This is a genomic window from Clostridium tanneri, from assembly GCF_033659955.1.
Lineage (GTDB): Bacteria > Bacillota > Clostridia > Clostridiales > Clostridiaceae > Clostridium_AM > Clostridium_AM tanneri.
In genome coordinates this window covers 87,206-106,343 of sequence record NZ_JARUJP010000009.1, presented here as the reverse complement: position 1 = coordinate 106,343, position 19,138 = coordinate 87,206, and the positions used below count along the sequence as shown (strand labels likewise).

Annotated in this window: 19 protein-coding genes and 1 riboswitch; of the genes, 15 read left to right on the top strand and 4 right to left on the bottom strand. The window is 31.4% G+C overall.

Features of this window, described 5'->3' with window-relative positions:
- Window positions 1–40 precede the first annotated feature (40 nt).
- The 3 genes from P8V03_RS09670 to P8V03_RS09660 all read left to right on the top strand — a co-directional run bounded on the left by P8V03_RS09670 (window position 41) and on the right by P8V03_RS09660 (window position 2,452).
- Entirely contained in the window at window positions 41–1,090 is a 1,050-nt protein-coding gene (locus tag P8V03_RS09670; protein ID WP_318798007.1) for a C40 family peptidase, read from the top strand.
- Between the two features lie 173 nt (window positions 1,091–1,263).
- Entirely contained in the window at window positions 1,264–1,977 is a 714-nt protein-coding gene (cwlD, locus tag P8V03_RS09665; protein WP_318798006.1) for an N-acetylmuramoyl-L-alanine amidase CwlD, read from the top strand.
- 124 nt (window positions 1,978–2,101) lie between these two features.
- Window positions 2,102–2,452, top strand: coding sequence for a four-helix bundle copper-binding protein (locus P8V03_RS09660; protein ID WP_261670045.1), 351 nt, complete (start codon window positions 2,102–2,104; stop codon window positions 2,450–2,452).
- A 148-nt stretch (window positions 2,453–2,600) separates the two neighbouring features.
- On the opposite strand, the gene P8V03_RS09655 is transcribed toward P8V03_RS09660, so the two are convergent.
- The 4 genes from P8V03_RS09655 to P8V03_RS09640 form a co-directional block, all read right to left on the bottom strand.
- On the bottom strand, window positions 2,601–3,614 hold the full coding sequence (locus P8V03_RS09655; RefSeq protein WP_318798005.1) for a DUF4367 domain-containing protein: 1,014 nt from the start codon (window positions 3,612–3,614) through the stop codon (window positions 2,601–2,603).
- Window positions 3,615–3,734: 120 nt separating this feature from the next.
- The gene (locus tag P8V03_RS09650) at window positions 3,735–4,295 is read right to left on the bottom strand and encodes a hypothetical protein (RefSeq protein WP_318798004.1); all 561 of its coding nucleotides are present in this window, start codon (window positions 4,293–4,295) and stop codon (window positions 3,735–3,737) included.
- A gap of 239 nt (window positions 4,296–4,534) precedes the next feature.
- On the bottom strand, window positions 4,535–5,302 hold the full coding sequence (locus P8V03_RS09645; protein ID WP_318798003.1) for a CpsB/CapC family capsule biosynthesis tyrosine phosphatase: 768 nt from the start codon (window positions 5,300–5,302) through the stop codon (window positions 4,535–4,537).
- A gap of 363 nt (window positions 5,303–5,665) precedes the next feature.
- Window positions 5,666–6,445, bottom strand: coding sequence for a LysM peptidoglycan-binding domain-containing protein (locus P8V03_RS09640; RefSeq protein ID WP_318798002.1), 780 nt, complete (start codon window positions 6,443–6,445; stop codon window positions 5,666–5,668).
- Between the two features lie 3 nt (window positions 6,446–6,448).
- Window positions 6,449–6,579: riboswitch (cyclic di-AMP (ydaO/yuaA leader) on the bottom strand.
- Between the two features lie 373 nt (window positions 6,580–6,952).
- Between P8V03_RS09640 and P8V03_RS09635 the strand changes: the two genes are divergently transcribed.
- The 12 genes from P8V03_RS09635 to P8V03_RS09580 all read left to right on the top strand — a co-directional run bounded on the left by P8V03_RS09635 (window position 6,953) and on the right by P8V03_RS09580 (window position 19,137).
- On the top strand, window positions 6,953–7,738 hold the full coding sequence (locus tag P8V03_RS09635) for a transporter substrate-binding domain-containing protein (RefSeq protein WP_261670050.1): 786 nt from the start codon (window positions 6,953–6,955) through the stop codon (window positions 7,736–7,738).
- Between the two features lie 214 nt (window positions 7,739–7,952).
- Window positions 7,953–8,603 carry an amino acid ABC transporter permease gene (locus P8V03_RS09630; protein WP_261670051.1) on the top strand — a complete coding sequence of 217 codons (651 nt, stop codon included), beginning with the start codon at window positions 7,953–7,955 and terminating at the stop codon, window positions 8,601–8,603.
- Window positions 8,600–9,322, top strand: a complete 723-nt coding sequence (locus tag P8V03_RS09625; RefSeq protein WP_318798001.1) for an amino acid ABC transporter ATP-binding protein — start codon at window positions 8,600–8,602, stop codon at window positions 9,320–9,322. Before P8V03_RS09630 ends, P8V03_RS09625 begins: the two co-directional genes overlap by 4 nt.
- Before the next feature lie 318 nt (window positions 9,323–9,640).
- Window positions 9,641–10,426, top strand: coding sequence for a transporter substrate-binding domain-containing protein (locus P8V03_RS09620; protein ID WP_261670053.1), 786 nt, complete (start codon window positions 9,641–9,643; stop codon window positions 10,424–10,426).
- Between the two features lie 139 nt (window positions 10,427–10,565).
- On the top strand, window positions 10,566–11,216 hold the full coding sequence (locus tag P8V03_RS09615) for an amino acid ABC transporter permease (protein ID WP_261670054.1): 651 nt from the start codon (window positions 10,566–10,568) through the stop codon (window positions 11,214–11,216).
- Window positions 11,213–11,935 carry an amino acid ABC transporter ATP-binding protein gene (locus P8V03_RS09610; protein WP_318798000.1) on the top strand — a complete coding sequence of 241 codons (723 nt, stop codon included), beginning with the start codon at window positions 11,213–11,215 and terminating at the stop codon, window positions 11,933–11,935. Before P8V03_RS09615 ends, P8V03_RS09610 begins: the two co-directional genes overlap by 4 nt.
- A 187-nt stretch (window positions 11,936–12,122) precedes the next feature.
- Complete coding sequence (locus P8V03_RS09605) at window positions 12,123–12,836, top strand: SIMPL domain-containing protein (protein WP_318797999.1); 714 nt, start codon at window positions 12,123–12,125, stop codon at window positions 12,834–12,836.
- A 118-nt stretch (window positions 12,837–12,954) separates the two neighbouring features.
- The gene (locus P8V03_RS09600; RefSeq protein WP_261670057.1) at window positions 12,955–13,188 is read left to right on the top strand and encodes a DUF3892 domain-containing protein; all 234 of its coding nucleotides are present in this window, start codon (window positions 12,955–12,957) and stop codon (window positions 13,186–13,188) included.
- Window positions 13,189–13,371: 183 nt separating this feature from the next.
- Window positions 13,372–14,067: a protein kinase family protein gene (locus P8V03_RS09595; protein WP_318797998.1), complete on the top strand. Its 696-nt coding sequence runs from the start codon at window positions 13,372–13,374 to the stop codon at window positions 14,065–14,067.
- Between the two features lie 45 nt (window positions 14,068–14,112).
- Entirely contained in the window at window positions 14,113–14,964 is an 852-nt protein-coding gene (locus tag P8V03_RS09590; RefSeq protein WP_318797997.1) for a GNAT family N-acetyltransferase, read from the top strand.
- Between the two features lie 245 nt (window positions 14,965–15,209).
- Window positions 15,210–16,949: an ABC transporter ATP-binding protein gene (locus tag P8V03_RS09585; protein WP_318797996.1), complete on the top strand. Its 1,740-nt coding sequence runs from the start codon at window positions 15,210–15,212 to the stop codon at window positions 16,947–16,949.
- A 193-nt stretch (window positions 16,950–17,142) separates the two neighbouring features.
- Window positions 17,143–19,137, top strand: coding sequence for a methyl-accepting chemotaxis protein (locus P8V03_RS09580; protein ID WP_318797995.1), 1,995 nt, complete (start codon window positions 17,143–17,145; stop codon window positions 19,135–19,137).
- Window position 19,138: the final 1 nt, after the last annotated feature.

Genomic DNA, 19,138 nt, shown 5'->3' with positions numbered 1-19,138 from the left:
ACAAATAGATAAATTTTACTGAAGGGGAAAGGGGATAAAATTGAATAAGTATATAAAATATCTTACGTCAGCCTTAACTGTAGCAATTATCTATAATAGTTCAGTACTAGCCAATCCTAGTACTTTGAGTGAAAATTCAAATACACCAACTAATAATGCTCAAGGACAAAATGTAGATAGTACTTTGGAAAGTAAAATTCAGAAGCTAGAAGTAACTGTAGAGAAGCTTGATAGCGAAATAGAGGAAACATTAAGAGCGTTAGAAGAGAATAAAACTGAAATAGCTAAGGTTGAATCTGAAATTAGTAGACTAGAAAATAGAATAAAGGATTCGGAAAATAGTATAAATGACCACAGAGACCTATTGAAGAAGAGAGCCAGAGCCTTTTATGTTAATGGGCTAAATGGCTATTTAGATATAATTATGAACTCAGAAAACTTTAATGATTTTATCACAAGAATTGATTCTGTAAACAGAATTTTAAACTTTGATGAAAATATTATTGAAGATTTAAATAATAAGAAAGAAATCATAGTAAAAGAGAAGGAAAAGTTGCAGGAAAAAAACAAATTGCTCACTAGTTTAAAAGTTGATAATGAGAAAAAGTTAGACAAGCTCAATAAAGACAAAGAAGAGCAAAAAAAACTAATAGAGCAATTACAACTTCAATTAAGTGTTTATAACTTAAATGGACAGGGCTTTACTGGTATTACATCTAAAGAATTTGCACCGGCTAGTAATAATGAAATCGTAAATTATGCTTATAATTTTTTAGGTATACCATATCTTTGGGGAGGAACTACACCATCAGGTTTTGATTGCTCAGGACTTGTACAGTATATTTACAGCCATTTTGGTGTTTCCATTACAAGAACTACCTATGAACAGATAAAGGATGGGGTAGAGGTGCAGAGGGATAAGCTCCAGCCTGGAGATTTAGTTTTCTTTGGAACTAAAGAGGATCCTCACCATGTAGGTATGTATATAGGCGATGGAAGGTATATACATGCTCCTAGAACTGGTGATGTGGTAAAAATTTCGTCTCTAAGTAGTAGAGGCGATTATCTAACAGCTAGAAGGATTAAATAAAGATAAAAAAGTGGACTGAGGTCTGCTTTTTTGTTTTTTGTTTAAAATTTGTTGTTTAATAAATTTTAAAATAAAAATTGTAGTATTAACACAGAATATTATATAGAATTGGAGTAGAAATTTTATCATTTTTAAAAACTATTTTCTACTTAATATGGAGGATTGATCTAGCTTTGAGAGGCAAGAGTTTAAGGTTTTTTATTATGGTTATATTTAGTGTATGCATAATAGTAGGTATACATAGTTATGCTGCTGCAGCTTTTATGACTCCTATACAGGAGGATAATGAAAAGGTTATATTAATTGACCCTGGGCATGGAGGAATAGATGGAGGTGCCGAATCTAAAAAAGGTATTATTGAAAAAGATATTAATCTAAGTATCAGTTTAAAGTTAAGGGAAAAGTTAAAAGATAAGGGATACACTGTTGTTATGACGAGAGAAAGGGATATTGGACTTTATTCGGAAGGTGGAAGTATAAGTAAAAAGAAACGTGAAGATTTAGAGAACAGATGCCGAATGAAGAGAGAATCTAATTGTGATATATTTGTAAGTATTCATCAGAATTTCTTTACAGAGAGCAGTTATTACGGAGCACAGGTGTGGTATTCCAGAAGTGAAAGTAGTGAGAAGTTAGCACATATAATTCAAGAAAATCTTAGAAGAGATTTGGATAGAAATAATAACCGTATTGAAAAACCAGCTGGAAGTTCCTATAAGATACTAAGATGTTATTTTAGCATACCTTCAGTGATTGTAGAGTGTGGATTTTTAACTAATCCACAGGAAGAAAAGAAATTGATAAATGAAGAGTATCAGGGCAAGATAGCAGATTCCTTAGCAAAATCCATAGAAGAGTTTTTTAAGAACGATGATCAAATACTATAAATTTATGACCTTAGGAGATACATCTTGCAAAAACTTCCTAAGTGAGATGAGGTATTATTTTAAATATCTAGCACAAAATAATTTATGTAATACTATATATTAATAGGAAAGAGGGGTACAGTAAATGAATGCAACTTTAATGGCACCAAATGCTCAATACCAATCCTGTATGGACGCACTTAATAAGTGTGCGCAACTTTGCCAAGAATGCTTAAGGCTTTGTTTAGAAGAACCAGATATGAATATGAGAGAACATTGTATGCTTGACTTGATGGACTGTGCTGAAGTATGTTCAACAGCAGCTTGCGCTATGGCAAGAAGAAGTAAACATTTAAAAGAAATATTAAATTTATGTTCTACAATTTGTGAAGAATGTGCATCAGAATGCAATAGATTTAAAAGTGAACACAATAATTTATGTGCTGATGCTTGTCGTCACTGTGCAGAGGAATGTAGAAAAGTAATGACTATGTAACTGCAAATTTATTAGTATTAAAAGTAATGTGTAACAAAGTATTTGTTTTTGAATATTATGTTAGTAAACAAAGGATAAAAGTGAATAAGTACTAGTACGATTTTTACTGGAATAAAGGAGCAGAGGAAAACAGTCCTCTGCTCTAGTTTTAATTAACGGATTTGCAAATATTTATCAAGTTATCTTTTGGTATATTGCCAGCTAGTGAATACTGAACATTACCTTTATTCCAAAGAACTCGAGTAATTGTAGTATTAGAATTTGAGTTTTCCGTTGTTTCCGTAACCCATACCTTTAAGCCGTCAATACTAGTTGCCTTGCCACTTATAGTATATTTAGTGTTCTGATTTTGGGTTATTTTAAAATAGGCATTATTTGAGCTGAACGTCAATCTTACATATTTTTCTTTGTTGTCTCTAGATATAGATATATCTGTAAGCTCAAAGCCTTCTGGTATGTATGAAGGGAGCAAAACTTTACTTCCCCAGTATTCTTCTGCTTCTGCTAAGGTCAATATGTCAGGCCTTTCCTTTGCTAATTTGTTTTCAGAAGAGGAAATAGAGTTAACTTCTTTTTTTTGGTCATTAGAAGGACTTGCTTTTGTAACATCCTCAATTTTAGTGTCACTTCTATCTTTAGAAATTGAAACTTCTAAGGTATCTTGCTTAGAAAGAACTATATCATCAGATATCAAATTGGCATTTTCAGTTGTTGATGATGGAGATTTATCTGAGGTTTTAGTATCCTTACTAACTGTGTAATCTAGTTTTTTGTATTCCTCAGAAGAACTTTTAGGGATGTTTGTATTAAATTTAGTAGCATTAATATTGTTGTCCTTTTTTAAACTGTCGCTAAAATTTTGATTGACTGTTAGGTTTGATGAAGTATCATTTATTTTGTATGCATCTTTTGATATTAGTTGGCTGTTTACATCACTAATGGTGGTTGTTTTATTTTTCAAGTTACTGTTACTAATCTGGGAAAAATGCTGATACCCAAGAAGAGATATTATTATTGTAACAGTAGATAATGAAGCCGCAAGTAAAGGCTTAACTATTTTATTTTTTTCTTCAGTCTTTAACTCTAAAGGTTTAATCTTTAACTCATCATAGATAAAGGAATCATTAGAAATTGTTTCTGGGTTTTTTAGGGTATTCTTCATATTCATCTTCCTATTCAGAATATTTTTTGTTTTTATTGATTTAAATATCACACTCATTCTAAAGCTAATGTGCACTTTAAAAAACAAGCTCAGTATAAATATATGCTATTTAATACAGCTTCATAACATGCCATAGTCTAATACATAGAGATTGTTATTTTCGTCATGTCCAAAAGTACTGATTTTGCTATATTCATGTTGTAATTCTGGTGATTTAGTAACCCAGGTACTTTTGAAATTCTCTAGAATATGAAAGAACTTTGATTCATTAGAGAATTTCCGGCCACTATTAATAAAGCTGTATATGGTTTCATCAGAGTCATCTTTTGTTGACAAAGGAGTTAGAAGTTTATGAATTGTTAAATATAAAAACCTGCTTTCATAGATTGCGTACACTGGACAGAATATTTCCCTAAAATGTTCAAGTCTTTTATCTGTTGAATTATATATATTAAATTCATTTAGACATTGATCAGCGCCAACAGGCAACCTGGAACCAGTAGCATCTGAAGAAGTTTTAACTATGAAGTTATCAACACGATATACGCACCGCATAGATCTAGAAATTAAACTCTTTCGATTTAGCTTGCTAAGTAATTTATTGCTTGTGGTTTTATTTTTTCCTAATTTCATATCATGGTCAAGTAAAAACCTTTCTATTTCTTTTAAATGGTCATTCATAAGCTTCGCCTCCCATCCTAATAACTTATATTTATTTTACTGGTAGGATAGGCATTTTGACAATAGATTTATGAGGAAAAAGTGTAAAGAAATTGTAAAGATTTATTCATATAATAGACAATTGGGAAAAATCTGAAAAATTAACAATTGCTTATAGATTATTATTTAAGATAAAAAATGCAAAAAAGTATAAAAGTCTGATAAAAATATCAGGCTTAATCTTTGCAAAATAAATTTTATTATATATGATAATTGGTTAAACCTTTATTAAGGTGAATCGCTCTAGATATTGAAAAATCATATTTTAGCATTTTTATAGATTTATGCTTGGCTAATAAATTACCTATTTGAAGCTGCTCAAAATCATAGTATTGAAGGTTATGAGTATCTGAGCCTACGGATATTTGTATATTATTTTGTTTTAGTTTTTTAAAAAATCTATTTGTTCTCCAGCTGTCTCTAGAACGGACTAATTTACTAAAGTATTCGTATCCGTCGTTGACGTTTAATTCCCAGAATAAATTGTTTTCCTTTAACATATTGATTAATGGCTTTAAACCATAAATCCTACTGTAATAAAGCAAGTCAGTGTGAGCAAGACCTATTTTGCAGCAAAATTTAGAACTATACTCTTTTAATTCTGAAAACTTTATGCTGTTTTTAAAACAATCTATATATTCAAATAATACATAATCAAGTTTATTCAGTTCATCATAAGGTAAATTCTTTATATCACAGAGTTCTGTATCCATAGATAACTCTATTCCTGCATAAACCTGAATATCATGCCTGTAGCTGTCTTTCAATTGATTTATGTTTTCTATATATTCCTTCAATTGGTGATTTTGCAGTGAGTTGCATTTTGAAGTGTTAAAATGATCAGAAATGCCTACTGCTGTCATACCATTTTTGACAGCGTTTTTTATAATTATATCTGCAGTATGGCTTCCGTCAGACCAGATAGTATGATTATGCAAATCCATAAGATCTATTGAATTTAAATTCATAAACAATGCCTCTTTTCAAAATTGAGTATATTCAGAAAATAAAGTGATCATATTTATATAATATACCTAAAAATAAGAAATGTAAATGTCCTATGGGACATTCATGACACAGAATATTGACTAGAAAAAATCATGCAAATACATATAAAGAATTAAAAATATTAATAACAGTATACGAATTCTTGCAAATAGGATGTTATAATTTTAGAGGATTAGGTTACTGGACATTAGACCAATCTTTCTCTCAAAGCTAAAGGATTTTAGATAATATATTCAAGATAAGGAAAGTTATTGGATAGTTTTGGTAAAAACAAAGAGGTTGTTGAAAATCCAACAACCTCCCTTTTTATATTATTTTATTGTTTAATAATAAGAGAAAACCATTCTATCAACTCTTAAAGCGACAGTCTTGGACCAAAGCCATTTGTTTGTTGTACTATCATCAAAGTAATATAAGGCACCCTTTGTTGGATCAGCTCCAGAAAGTGCTTCTAAAGCAGCCTTTCTATCTTCTGCAGTTGCAGGCTTGTTAATCATTCCGTTAACAACTGGTGTAAACTGATAGTAACCTGCATCCTTTTGATATACTACAGATGTCACGGTGCTAGGGAAACGTGAATCTTGAACTCTATTCACAACTACAGCTCCTACTGCAACTTTAGCAGTATAAGGTTGTCCTTCAGCTTCAGCCTTTATTAACCTTGCAAGTAGGTCTATTTCAGCCTCTGTATGGGAAATAACTGAGGCTGAAACTTGTCCGCTATTTGGAGATACAGAAGTATAGTTATTACTAGGTATATTTAGAGTCTGACCTAAATATACTAGATTGTCCCATTTGTTGTTAGCCTTTCTTAGAGAATCAACAGAAACACCAAAGTTCTGTGCTATTAGATAAAGACTATCTCCGCTTTTAACCGTATAAGTTTGACTTGAAACCTTTAATACCTGTCCTGGATATATTAAGGTGCTTGAAAGATTATTGTTCTGCATGATAGTATTTGCAGCAGTGCTAAAAAGTCTTCCTATTTTGTATAGTGAGTCTCCTGATTGAACTGTGTAACTAGCTGCATGTACAGATTGAATTGACAATAGTGATAATGACATAGTCATCAGTAAAGCTTTGATCTTTTTTGATTTAATCATATGTTTATCCTCCTCTTTTGCCTCCGAGGTTAGTTGACGGGTTCGGGTTGAGGTCCCCTACTTTATATATATAAAGATTCACCCCTATTAATAAATCCCCCGTACTCCATAAGGAGATTCGGCTTGCTTTTGCAAGTGTTATTGTAACAAGATTCCCAGATTAATTCCATATGAGATTAATGGAGTACCAGGAATATTTATCATGTAGTTACATTTAGAGGAATAAAATTAAAACTATACTTAAGCTTCATTATAAATTTTAAAACTAAATTTATAAGTTTTTAATAAAGGTTATAAATATGTAAAAATAAATTTTTAAGTTAACAAAAAATACACAATTGTTAATCATATGAATAATATTTCGTAAATATATATCAAAAACGGGGTCAAAAATGAGAGAATAATGTCGAATATGAATAAAAAGTAGTTGACACTTGCAAGGGTCTTTGATAGTATTAGCTATAGAGATTAATAATTATTCATTTTATAATTAAGGGGGAACTATAGATGAAGAAAATTTTAACAAAACTATTAATAGTATCAGCAGTGGCAGTTGGACTAGTGGGATGCGGAAATAGTAGTACTGCCACTAATGCTGATTCAAACAAAAAGTTCAGTAAAAAATATAGTATAGCAACAGATGTAACTTTTGCACCTTTTGAGTTTCAAAAGGATGGAAAGTATACAGGTATAGACATTGAACTATTAGAGGCTATTTCAAAAACTGAAGGTTTTGAGTATGAGTTAAAACCAATGGACTTCAAAGGTATAATACCTGCGCTTCAGTCAAATCAAATTGATGGTGCTATTGCCGGCATGAGCATTACAGATGAAAGAAAAAAGGTTTTAGATATGTCTGAAGGATATTTTGAATCTGGTGTTTCTGCCGTAGTTAAAAAGGATAACGATAAGATAAAGACAGAATCAGATTTTAAAGGAAAAGTTGTTGCAGTTAAAAAAGGAACAAGTGGTTCCAAGTATGCAGAAGAAAATAAAGACAAGCTTGGTTTTACAGTTAAGTACTTTAATGATTCACCTTCTATGATGCAGGAGGTTAAAAATGGAAATGCAGATTTAGCTTTTGAAGATTACCCTGTAGTTGGATATGCGATAACTGTAGACGAAAATTCAGGACTAAAAATAGTTGGAGATAAGTTAACAAAGCAAGACTATGGATTTGCTGTTAAAAAGGGAAGCAATAAAGAGCTGATGGATGCTTTCAATGATGGATTAAAGAAACTTAAAGAAAGCGGAGAGTACGATAAGATTATACAGAAATACATAAAGAAATAGCATTACTATAATAAAACTTTATCTAATATGAATAAAATAGTGGTGGTATATGAATCTTTATTGAAGAATTTATATACCACCATTAAAAGTTTGTTTCTTTATATCATCAAATACATAGTAGCATATAAAAATCCAGTTTTAAGCTACAAAAAAACTTGAAACGGAGTTTTTTAGCAGATAATTTAATTCTTGGAGATTTAGGAGGGTGAATAGCTTGGATTTAATGGCTTTATTTAAAGAGAGTTTACCAGATCTTTTGTCTGGATTAGGAGTTACTTTAGAAGTAACGGTAATATCCCTTATACTTGCCAGCGTACTAGGATTGTTATTTGGAATGATGTCTATTAGTACAAATAAAGTTTTAAAGGGCATAGCTAGAGTATATGTGGATATAATAAGAGGTACACCTTTAATAGTACAAGCATTCTTTATATACTTTGGTATTCCAGGGGCTTTGAATGTGAAGATACCAGCTTTTACAGCAGGGGTAATAGCTATTAGTTTGAATGCCGGTGCTTATATGGTAGAAATTTTTAGAGCAGGAATAATGGCTGTGGACAAAGGTCAGATGGAAGCGGCAAGAAGTCTAGGTCTTCCCTATGGGAAAACTATGAAGTTTGTTATATTACCACAAGCAGTAAGGAAGATGGTTCCAGCTTTTATAAATCAGTTTATTATATCGTTAAAAGACACATCTCTTCTATCTGTAATAGGAATTAGAGAGCTTACTCAAAGCGGTGAGATTATAATTGCCTCTAATTACCGTGCCTTTGAAACATGGGCTTTCGTTGCAGTATTTTACTTTGTGATAATTATGCTGTTGACTTATGCATCAAGAGGGGTGGAAAGGAGATTAAAGATATGATAGAAGTGAAAGGACTTGAAAAGAAATTTGATGAACTTACTGTTTTGAAGGGAATAGATTTTGCTGTAAATGAAGGAGAAGTAGTGTGTCTCATAGGCCCTTCTGGGTCAGGTAAAAGTACAGTACTAAGATGCCTAAACAAGCTTGAGGAAATAAATGGAGGAACTGTTCTAATTGATGGACAAGACATAAATGAAAAGGGAGTTAATATAAACAGGTTAAGGGAAAAGCTAGGTATGGTTTTTCAATCCTTTAATCTATTTCCTCATTTAACAGCATTTCAAAATATAACTTTAGCGCCTATAGAATTAAATAAAGTGTCAAAGAAGGAGGCAGAAGAGAAGGCCTATAAGTTATTAGAGAAAGTAGGGCTAAGTGATAAGGCTCATGTTTATCCTGATAATCTATCTGGAGGACAAAAGCAGAGGGTAGCTATAGCAAGAGCATTAGCTATGGAGCCTGAAATAATGTTATTTGATGAACCTACATCAGCTTTAGACCCTGAAATGGTAGGAGAGGTACTTCAGGTAATGAAAGATTTAGCAAAGGAAGGAATGACTATGATGGTAGTTACCCACGAAATGGGTTTTGCTAAAGAAGTTGCCAACAGGGTACTATTTATGGCTGATGGATACATTGTTGAAGAAGGTACTCCAGAAGAGATTTTTGGAAATCCAAAGAATGATAGAACAAAGGATTTTTTAGGCAAAGTGCTATAGAAAGTTAAACTGTTTCTTTAATATATGCTATTTTACATAGTAAAATCAGCAGATCTACAATAGGGATAAGGTAATTGTTTTTAATCCACCGGCTTAATACTAGCAGTGGATTTTTTATTTGCAAGAAATTATATAGAAACTTTTATTAATCTGTCAAATTATATAGAAAAAGAAAAGGGTATCTTAATAAAATGCAAAAAAATAAGGTTTACATATGTCATAATGTTAAAAAACTACGTCGAATATTGACGATTATTTAAGAAACTGGTACTATAAATATATAATTTATATTTACATATTTAAAAGGGGGAATTACAAATGAAAAAAATGATAGCAAAAATATCAATAGTTGCAGCAATCGCTGTAGGATTAATAGGATGTGGAAACAAAAGTGTAAGTACAAATACTGATTCGAATAAAAAATTTGATAAAAAATATATAATAGCTACCGATGCTACTTATGCTCCATTTTCTTTTGAAAAAGACGGCAAGTATACTGGTATAGATGTTGATATTTTAGATGCAGTAGCAAAGGTTGAGGGTTTTCAATATGAGTTGAAACCTATGGATTTTAAGGGAATAATTCCTGCTATACAATCAAATCAAATAGATGGTGCAATAGCAGGTATGGGAATTACAGATGAAAGAAAAAAGGTTCTAGATATGTCAGTAGGTTACTATGAAGCGGGAATTGCTGCAGTTGTTAAAGAAGATAATGACAAGATAAAGTCGGAAGAAGATTTTAAAGGTAAAGTTTTTGCAGTTAAGAAAGGAACTTCTGGAGCAAAATATGCTGAAACAAATAAAGACAGACTAGGAGTAACTGTTAAATATTTTAATGATACGCCATCAATGATGCAGGAAGTAAAAAATAGAAATGCTGATGTAACCTTTGAAGACTACCCTGTTGTTGCATATATGATTTCTGTAAATCCTGATTCTGGTTTAAAGATAGCAGGAGATAAGTTAACAAAACAAGATTTTGGCTTTGCAGTAAAAAAAGGCGATAACAAAGAATTGATGAGTGCATTTAATGATGGACTTAACAAAATAAAAGCAAATGGGGAATATGACAAGATTATATCAAAGTATATTAAGAAGTAGTATTTATTTTAAGAAACTAGTTGGATAGTGTGTGAAGTTTAATTATATATAAGAGTTAAAATTTTGTTTAAAGATAGGATTATATACAGAGAAATTAAGCAATAAACACATTATTAATAAGAGAAGGAGTTGAAGGGATTTGGATATAATTGCCCTATTTAAAGAGAGTTTACCAGACCTTTTATCAGGTCTTGGAGTAACTATAGAAATAACGATAGTTTCCTTGATACTTGCAAGTTTATTGGGGCTATTATTTGGAATGATGTCCATTAGTAGTAATAAAGCTTTAAAAGGTATGGCTAGAGCTTATGTGGATATAATAAGAGGAACACCACTAATAGTACAAGCATTTTTTATATACTTTGGCATACCTGGTGCTTTAGGCATTAAAATACCAGCTTTTACTGCAGGAGTAGTAGCCATTAGTTTAAATGCCGGTGCTTACATGGTAGAAATCTTTAGAGCAGGTATAATGGCAGTGGACAAAGGCCAGATGGAAGCTGCTAGAAGTTTAGGTCTCCCTCATAGAAAGACTATGAGATTAATTATACTACCACAGGCAGTAAGAAAAATGGTGCCAGCCTTTATAAATCAATTTATTATATCTCTAAAGGATACATCCCTTCTGTCTGTAATAGGAATTAGAGAGCTTACTCAAAGCGGAGAGATAATAATTGCTTCAAATTATCGTGCTTTTGAAACATGGGCCTTTGTTGCAATATTTTATTTTGTTATAATTATGTTGTTAACTTATGCCTCTAGAGGTTTAGAAAGGAGACTAAAGATATGATAGAAGTAAAGGGACTTAAGAAGAAATTTAATGAGCTTACAGTTTTGAAGGGAATAGATTTTACTGTAAGTCAAGGTGAAGTAGTTTGCTTAATAGGTCCATCTGGTTCAGGGAAGAGCACAGTACTTAGATGTCTAAACAAACTGGAGGATATAAATGAAGGCACTGTACTTATAGATGGGCAGGATATAAATGAAAAAGGTATAGATATAAACAAACTAAGAGAAAAGTTAGGAATGGTATTTCAGTCTTTTAATCTCTTTCCTCATTTAACTGTACTTCAAAACATAACCTTGGCACCAGTAGAACTTAGGAAAATGTCTAAAAAAGAAGCTGGGGAAAAGGCATATATGTTACTTGAAAAGGTAGGATTAAGAGAAAAAGCAGAGGTTTATCCAGACAATCTATCTGGAGGACAAAAGCAGAGAGTAGCTATAGCAAGGGCTTTAGCTATGGAACCTGAAATAATGTTATTTGATGAACCTACTTCAGCTCTAGATCCTGAAATGGTAGGAGAAGTGCTTCAAGTAATGAAGGATTTAGCAAAGGAAGGAATGACCATGATAGTAGTTACTCATGAAATGGGCTTTGCTAAGGAAGTTGCTAATAGAGTATTATTCATGGCTGATGGATATATTGTTGAAGAGGGTACTCCAACAGAAATTTTCGGGAATCCGAAGAATGATAGGACAAAGGATTTCCTAAGTAAGATATTATAAAGTAAGAAAGCTCCCAAAATTCCGTGGGAGTTTTTTTATTGTATTATTTTATGAAGAACTTCAACTTTGTAACAAATAAACAGCTTAGCTCATACTATGATATTATGGTTAAAATATTTTAATTTATTTGCTATCACGTAAAAATTTTTAGCAATAAAGAATCTATCAAAGGGAAGGGTGAAAGTAAGTGTATTGTTATGGATGGCCACAGGCAATTCAGGAAAATGATGTACCTTATGGTAATCTAGGGGACAATGTTAAGCAAAGGTCTAAATACCACAAAATGAACATAAATGGAAAGGGAATGGTTGCAGTACAACCAGATATTGCTGTAATAACTTTAGGGGTAGAAACACAAAATAAAGAATTAAGAGTTGCTCAGAATGAAAATGCCATAGTTTCAAGTAGAGTAATTAGTACTCTTGTAGGAATGGGAATTGAGGAAGAGGATATAAAAACGGATATGTATAACATTAGTCCTCAATATGATTATGTTGAAGGAAAGCAAATTTTTAGAGGCTATAGAGTGATACACACTTTTAGGATAACAGTAAAAAATATAAAACAAACTGGCGAAATAGTAGATGCTGCAGTGGCTGCTGGAGCTAATACGGTAAGCAACATCAATTTCACTATATCAAATCCTAGGGTATATTATAATGAAGCACTAAAGTTAGCGTTAAAGGATGCTGTAGTCAAGGCTCAAAGCATTGAGAGTTCATTAGGGGTAATAGTTAATAAGACGCCTGTCAGCATAACTGAGGAAAGCCAAGGGTATGCACCGGTGTCGGAAAGAGTTTTATATGCCACATCAGCAGATACTACCACACCGATAAGAGAGGGACAAATCCAGGTAAATGCTAGTATAAAAGCAGTTTTTGTTTACTATGATAGAGTATAAACTTCTTATATCTTTGAGCTAAATAGATATTATAGATAATAATATCTTGAATTTAAACTTTTATGTGAGCATATACTAACTCTAGTACTTTAATTACTAAAGAATAGGGGAGATAGCCATGGATAATAATAAATCAAAAATCTTGAAAGTAAAAAAGAATCCTCAGGGAGATATTACAGATGTCATGCTAGAAAATGGAAATGTTTATTCTATAGATGAAGCCATTATGATGGCAAAGGATCATCTTATAGAGGGAGTAAATGTAGGAACAGCAAGGAATGGAAGACAGTACTTAAGAAGTAATCCAAATGATAACGAAAGTGATAATTTAGATAATATTGAAACTTTCTAAATATCTCAATTAAATTAGACCTTTAATATAGTAATGCTAAAATTACTATATTAAAGGTCTTTAGCTTATATAGTATTATGTAAGCAGAATAATTAAGTTCACTTTAGAAATTATTTAGTATAAAATATAAGTATTAGGAATAGAATATTTACTATTTTATCAATTTAAAAGAAGGTTGAAGCTATGCTAGATAAGAGTAATAATAAGTTAAAAAAGTTAATAGGTGAAGTTGAGAAAGAATTACTAAAGAAAATAGAGGTTAAAAGTATTAATCCTTTTGATTCTGTTAAGGTACAGTTTGTTCCTAAGGGTTGGATGTTATTAGGTACAGGGAATTATGCTGCTGTATTGTGTCATAAAGATTTTCAAGACTTTGCTGTAAAAATATATGCAGAAGGACGACCAGGCATTGAGGATGAAATAGAAGTATATGAGAAGCTAGGCAGTCATCCAGCATACTCTGAGTGTTATCACTATGGAAAGAGTTACCTAATACTGAAACGTTTAAAGGGAATAAATCTTTATGAATGTTTAAGAAAGGGAATAAGAATTGACGAACAAGTTATTATTGATATTGATAACGCATTAAATTATGCCCAAAAACAGGGGTTATACCCTCATGACGTACATGCCAAAAATGTAATGATGCTAGATGGTAGAGGAGTTGTAGCTGATGTGTCTGACTTCAACAAAAGGGAATATTGCTCAATGTGGAAGCATCTAAAAAAAGCATACTATAAGATGTATTATAAATCAGTATATAAAGTAACTATGCCTATTCCAACTATCTTTTTAGAATTGGTGAGAAAGTTCTATAGACTTTACACTACTTTATGCAAGTTTAAATCAAGTAAAATTTCCACTCCAGGTGGGTTTTAGTTAGATAGCAAAATTAATAATTTAAAATTTTAAGGAGAGATATAGATGATAACTTACAAAAGGTGTTCAGAGGTTAGTATGGATTTAATTTATGAAGGTTTTAACATAGGGTTTTCTGACTATATGATAAAGATTAATATGCCCAAAGATGCTTTTATCAGTAGATTCTTTGGAACAGAAGGGAATAGTCTGGATCACTCCTTTATAGCATTGGATGATGATAAATCTATAGGAATTGTTTTTGGGGGAGTTAAAAATTACGAAGGGGTAAAGACTATGAGGTGCGGAACCTTAGCAGTAGATCCTTCTTATAGGGGTAAGGGGATAAGTCAAAGACTGATGCAGTTACACAAAGAAAAGGCAGTAGAGGAAGGATGTAAGCAATTATTTTTAGAAGTAATTGCAGGAAATGAAAGAGCTATAAGTTTCTATAAGAAGTTAGGGTATGATAAAATCTATGACCTTAGCTATTTTTCATTAGAGGAAGCAAATTCTTTAAAAGAAAAGGAAAAACTCAAATTAGATATAAGACCAAGCAATATAGAGGAGTTAAAGTTATTAAGAGAGAGATTAAGGGATATCCATATAAACTGGCAAAATGATGTTGAATACATAGAAAAATCTGAAGGGCAGCTAACCTTAGGAGCGTATATAAATGATAAAATAGCTGGAATAATTAGTATGAACAAAAATACTAAAATAAGTTTTATATGGGTAGAAAGTCTCTTAAGGCAGAATGGAATAGGAACAAGCTTATTAATGAGTGCTTCAAAAGAATTACAGCTTTCTAAAATATCAATAGGGTTCCCTAATAACGCATCTGTACAGCAGTTTATTACTAAAACAGGCTTTAAGAGAGATAATATCGCACAATACGAGATGTATTTGCCTTTATAATTATTAATAAATTGAGGGTGTCAGCTAAGTAGGTGATCTATATTTATTTTTTTATGAAAGCCTAAAAGTGCAAAAGCAACTGATTTTACATTCAGTATATAAAGAAGCTTAAAATTTAGTAATAATAGTATAGGTCTCAGGCAAAGCCTTGGAGTCTTATACTATTTTCTTTTTATCTATTACTATTGAAGAATTTTAGATAAAATGTTATCTTTATTCTGTTACAGTTTTTAAAGGAGGTAATTATGGACACAATAAAAAAATTTATAAGTTATTACAAACCCTATAAAGGAATGTTTTTTATGGACATGTTTTGTGCCTTAACTCTTTCAGGAATAGATTTGATTTTTCCTTTAATAGTTAGGTATCTTTTAGACAATGTGTATACAATGGGAGATGGCAATAAAATACTGCATTATGTTATATATATAGGTATAGCAATGCTCCTAATGTATATAGTAAGATATTTTTGTCAGTTTTATATCACTTCCTGGGGTCATGTTATGGGGGCTAAAATGGAAGCGGATATGAGAAGTGATATATTTAACCATCTTCAGAAGCAATCTTTCTCATATTACGACAATACTAACACAGGTAAGCTTATGTCTAGAATAGTAACAGACCTTTTTGATATATCAGAGCTTGCCCACCATGGTCCAGAGGATTTATTTATATCTACAATAAAGATACTTGGATCCTTTATCATATTGATGAACATAAATGTTAAAATTACTAGTATATTATTCTTTTTAACCTTGGTAATGATTTATTTTTCCTATTTCTATAATAAAAAGATGAAATTTATATATAAGAAAAATAGAGAAAAAATAGCTAACGTAAATGCACAAATCCAAGATAGTCTTTCAGGAATAAGAGTGGTTAAATCTTTTTCAAATGAAGAAATAGAGAATAGGAAGTTTGAAAGAGGAAATATGGAATTTTTAGAGACTAAAGAAACAAGCTATTTTATTATGGGTAAGTTCTTTAGTGGAAATGGTTTCTTCCAAGGAATATTATATTTATCGGTAATACTTACTGGAGGCATTTTTATAAGTGTAGGAGAAACTACTGTTTCTGATTTAGTAGTTTACATACTTTATATAAATACCTTTTTAAACCCTATAGACAAGCTAGTGAACTTTACGGAACAGTTTCAAAAGGGGATTACAGGTTTTGAGAGATTCCTTGAAGTAGTAAACACTAAGCCAGATATTCAGGATAATCCTAATGCTATAGAAATTAAAAATCCTAGGGGAGAAATCCAATTTGAAGATGTTTCTTTTAGTTATGATAATAAGGATACTATCCTAGATAGTATAAATATGAAGATAAAGGCTGGAAAGAATATAGCCTTAGTAGGGCCGTCAGGTAGTGGAAAGACGACTTTCTGCAGTCTTATTCCGAGATTTTATGAGATTGATAAAGGTTCTATAAAAATTGATGGAATTGATATTAGGGATATAAAATTAAAGTCTTTAAGAAATATTATAGGAATTGTGCAGCAAGATGTATACATGTTTTCTGGCAGCATAAAAGAAAATATCTCCTACGGCAGACCAGGAGCTACTGATGAGGAAATAATAGATGCAGCTAAAAAAGCTAATGCTCACGAATTTATAATGAATCTAGAGGATGGATACGAAACCTATGTAGGTGAAAGAGGAGTTAAGCTCTCTGGTGGTCAAAAACAAAGAATATCTATTGCTAGAGCATTTCTTAAAAATCCACCTATTTTAATACTTGATGAGGCTACATCTGCATTAGATAATGAAAGTGAAAAGTATATTCAAAAGTCCTTAGAGGATCTTGCTAAAAATAGGACAACTATTGTTATTGCACATAGATTAAGTACTATAAAGAACGCAGATGAGATTCTTGTATTGACAGCAGATGGAATAAAAGAAGCAGGAAGCCATGAAGAATTGATCAATAAAAAGGGTCTTTATGCAGCCTTATATAACATGCAGTTTGGACAGGTTTCTTAAGGAATGGGCAAAGGCCCATTTCTTTCTTTTATTCTAAGATTCACAGATAAAATAAACCTACAAAAAGATAGTATTTTTTAAATTTTATGACAAAAACTACTATTATTTTAAAAATCAAGTATCTATGGTAAAATAATTTTATAGTAAATTAATAGATAGTGCAAATTATTTTTACTAAGGATGGAGGGGAAAAATGGACATTAAAAAAAGCTCAATAAAAGTGAAACTTTCTATAATTTTTTCAGTTTTGCTTTGTATCACAATAATCCTATCAGAAACATTTATTATAGTTAACTTTAAAAACACTATGAAGAAGCAATTAGAAACTAATAGTTTAGATGTAGCTAAAAGTATAGCTTTATCTGTAGAAAGCGGAAATAAGTTTTCTAAGGCTATCGAAAAACAGTTGGAGGAACAAATATTTACCGCCTGTCAAGCAGTGCTTAATATGAAGGAGGTAAATAATGAAAGCTTAACGGAACTTGCTAAAAGGGTAGGGATAACGGAAGTAGCTCTTTCAAATAGTGAGGGAGTAGTTCAGTATTCCAACTTAAAAGAGGACTTAGGTTTTAGATATAAGGATACTTCTGATTCTAGAAAACTCTTAACTACAGACACTTTGAGAGTCAATGAACCTATAAAGCAGAGTCAGACTGATGGTAAATACTATAAGTATGGTTCTGCAACCTTAGACCACAATGGCTTTGTACAGATAGGTATTGAAGCTAGCAAGGTAATGGAGCTTATAAATCAAAATTCAGCGCAGTCGATTTTGGATAAAATTGACAAGTCAAGACTTAAACACGCTATCTTTTTTGACAAGGATTTAAACGTAGTTGCACATACAGATAAAAGTAAGGTTGGTAAAAAATTAGAAGATGTACTTGCAAAGGCGGCTTTAAATGATGGACAGGTAAAAGTCAGTGAAAATGATGATTCGCATTTAGTTGCCATGCCTTACAGAGAAGGTAATACTGTTGCTGGTGTAATTGAAGTTGCTATATCTACTAAAGATATAGTTCAAAGACAGCAAAATGCAGTGATTTACTCAATATTAATTGCATTTATTTTAATTATAATAACAGCAATCATTACATATAAGGTAGTAAATAAGACTGTGGCTCCATTAGAAATGCTTGCGGAAACTTCAGAAGGTATCTCAAATGGAGATTTAACAAAAGAATTTGAGGTATCAAAAGGAAATGACGAAATAAGTAAACTTTCCAAAAGCTTTGAGCAGATGTTTAATAGTTTAAAGTCTGTAATTACGGAAATACAGCAATTCTCAGATAACATTATAAATTCATCCCATGAATTAGCAGCTTTTTCGGAAGAAGTTAGTTCTACTTCAGATGAAATAAGTAATACAATACATAACGTTAGAGAGGCTTCTGTAGTTCAAATGGGAGAAGTAGAAGACGTAAGCAAAAATATAGACTTATTATCTGATAAACTTCAGACTATGAGTGATATGATAACTAACTTACAAAAAACTTCTAATGTAACAAATAACTTAAGCTCTTCAGGAAAAGAATACCTATTTTCTTTAAATAATAGTATTAACAACATTGGAAACTCATCTAAAAATATAAGTAGCAAAATACAAACGCTGAATGGAAAGTCTTCTGAAATATCTACAATACTTCAAGTTATTAATTCTATAGCAGAACAGACAAACCTTTTAGCATTAAATGCAGCAATCGAAGCAGCTAGAGTTGGTGATGCTGGTAAAGGCTTTGCAGTAGTAGCAGATGAAATAAGAAAGCTTGCAGAACAGTCACAGGCTGCAGCAATGCAAATAGGTGAATTAATTAAGGATATTTTAAATGAATCAGATGAAACCGTTAAAGTGGCTGAACAGTCAGAGAAAATAATAGCTGATGGTATTTCTACTGCAAAAAATACCGAGGATTGTTTTAATGATATAATACAAAATGTTCAGGCGATGATTCCTCAAATAGAGAAGACCGCAGAATTTATACAATTTATAAATGGAAATAAGAATAAAATTTTAAACTCAGTAGATAAAACTCTAGATATTACTAAGGATATAAGTTCTTCTTTTAATGAAATTGCAACAGCGGCAGAAGGGCAAAGTAGATCTACAGAGGATTTAGCTGGTATTGCAACCAGTTTGAATAACTTAGCACTAAAATTAAAAGAAAACACAGATAAATTTAAAATTTAAA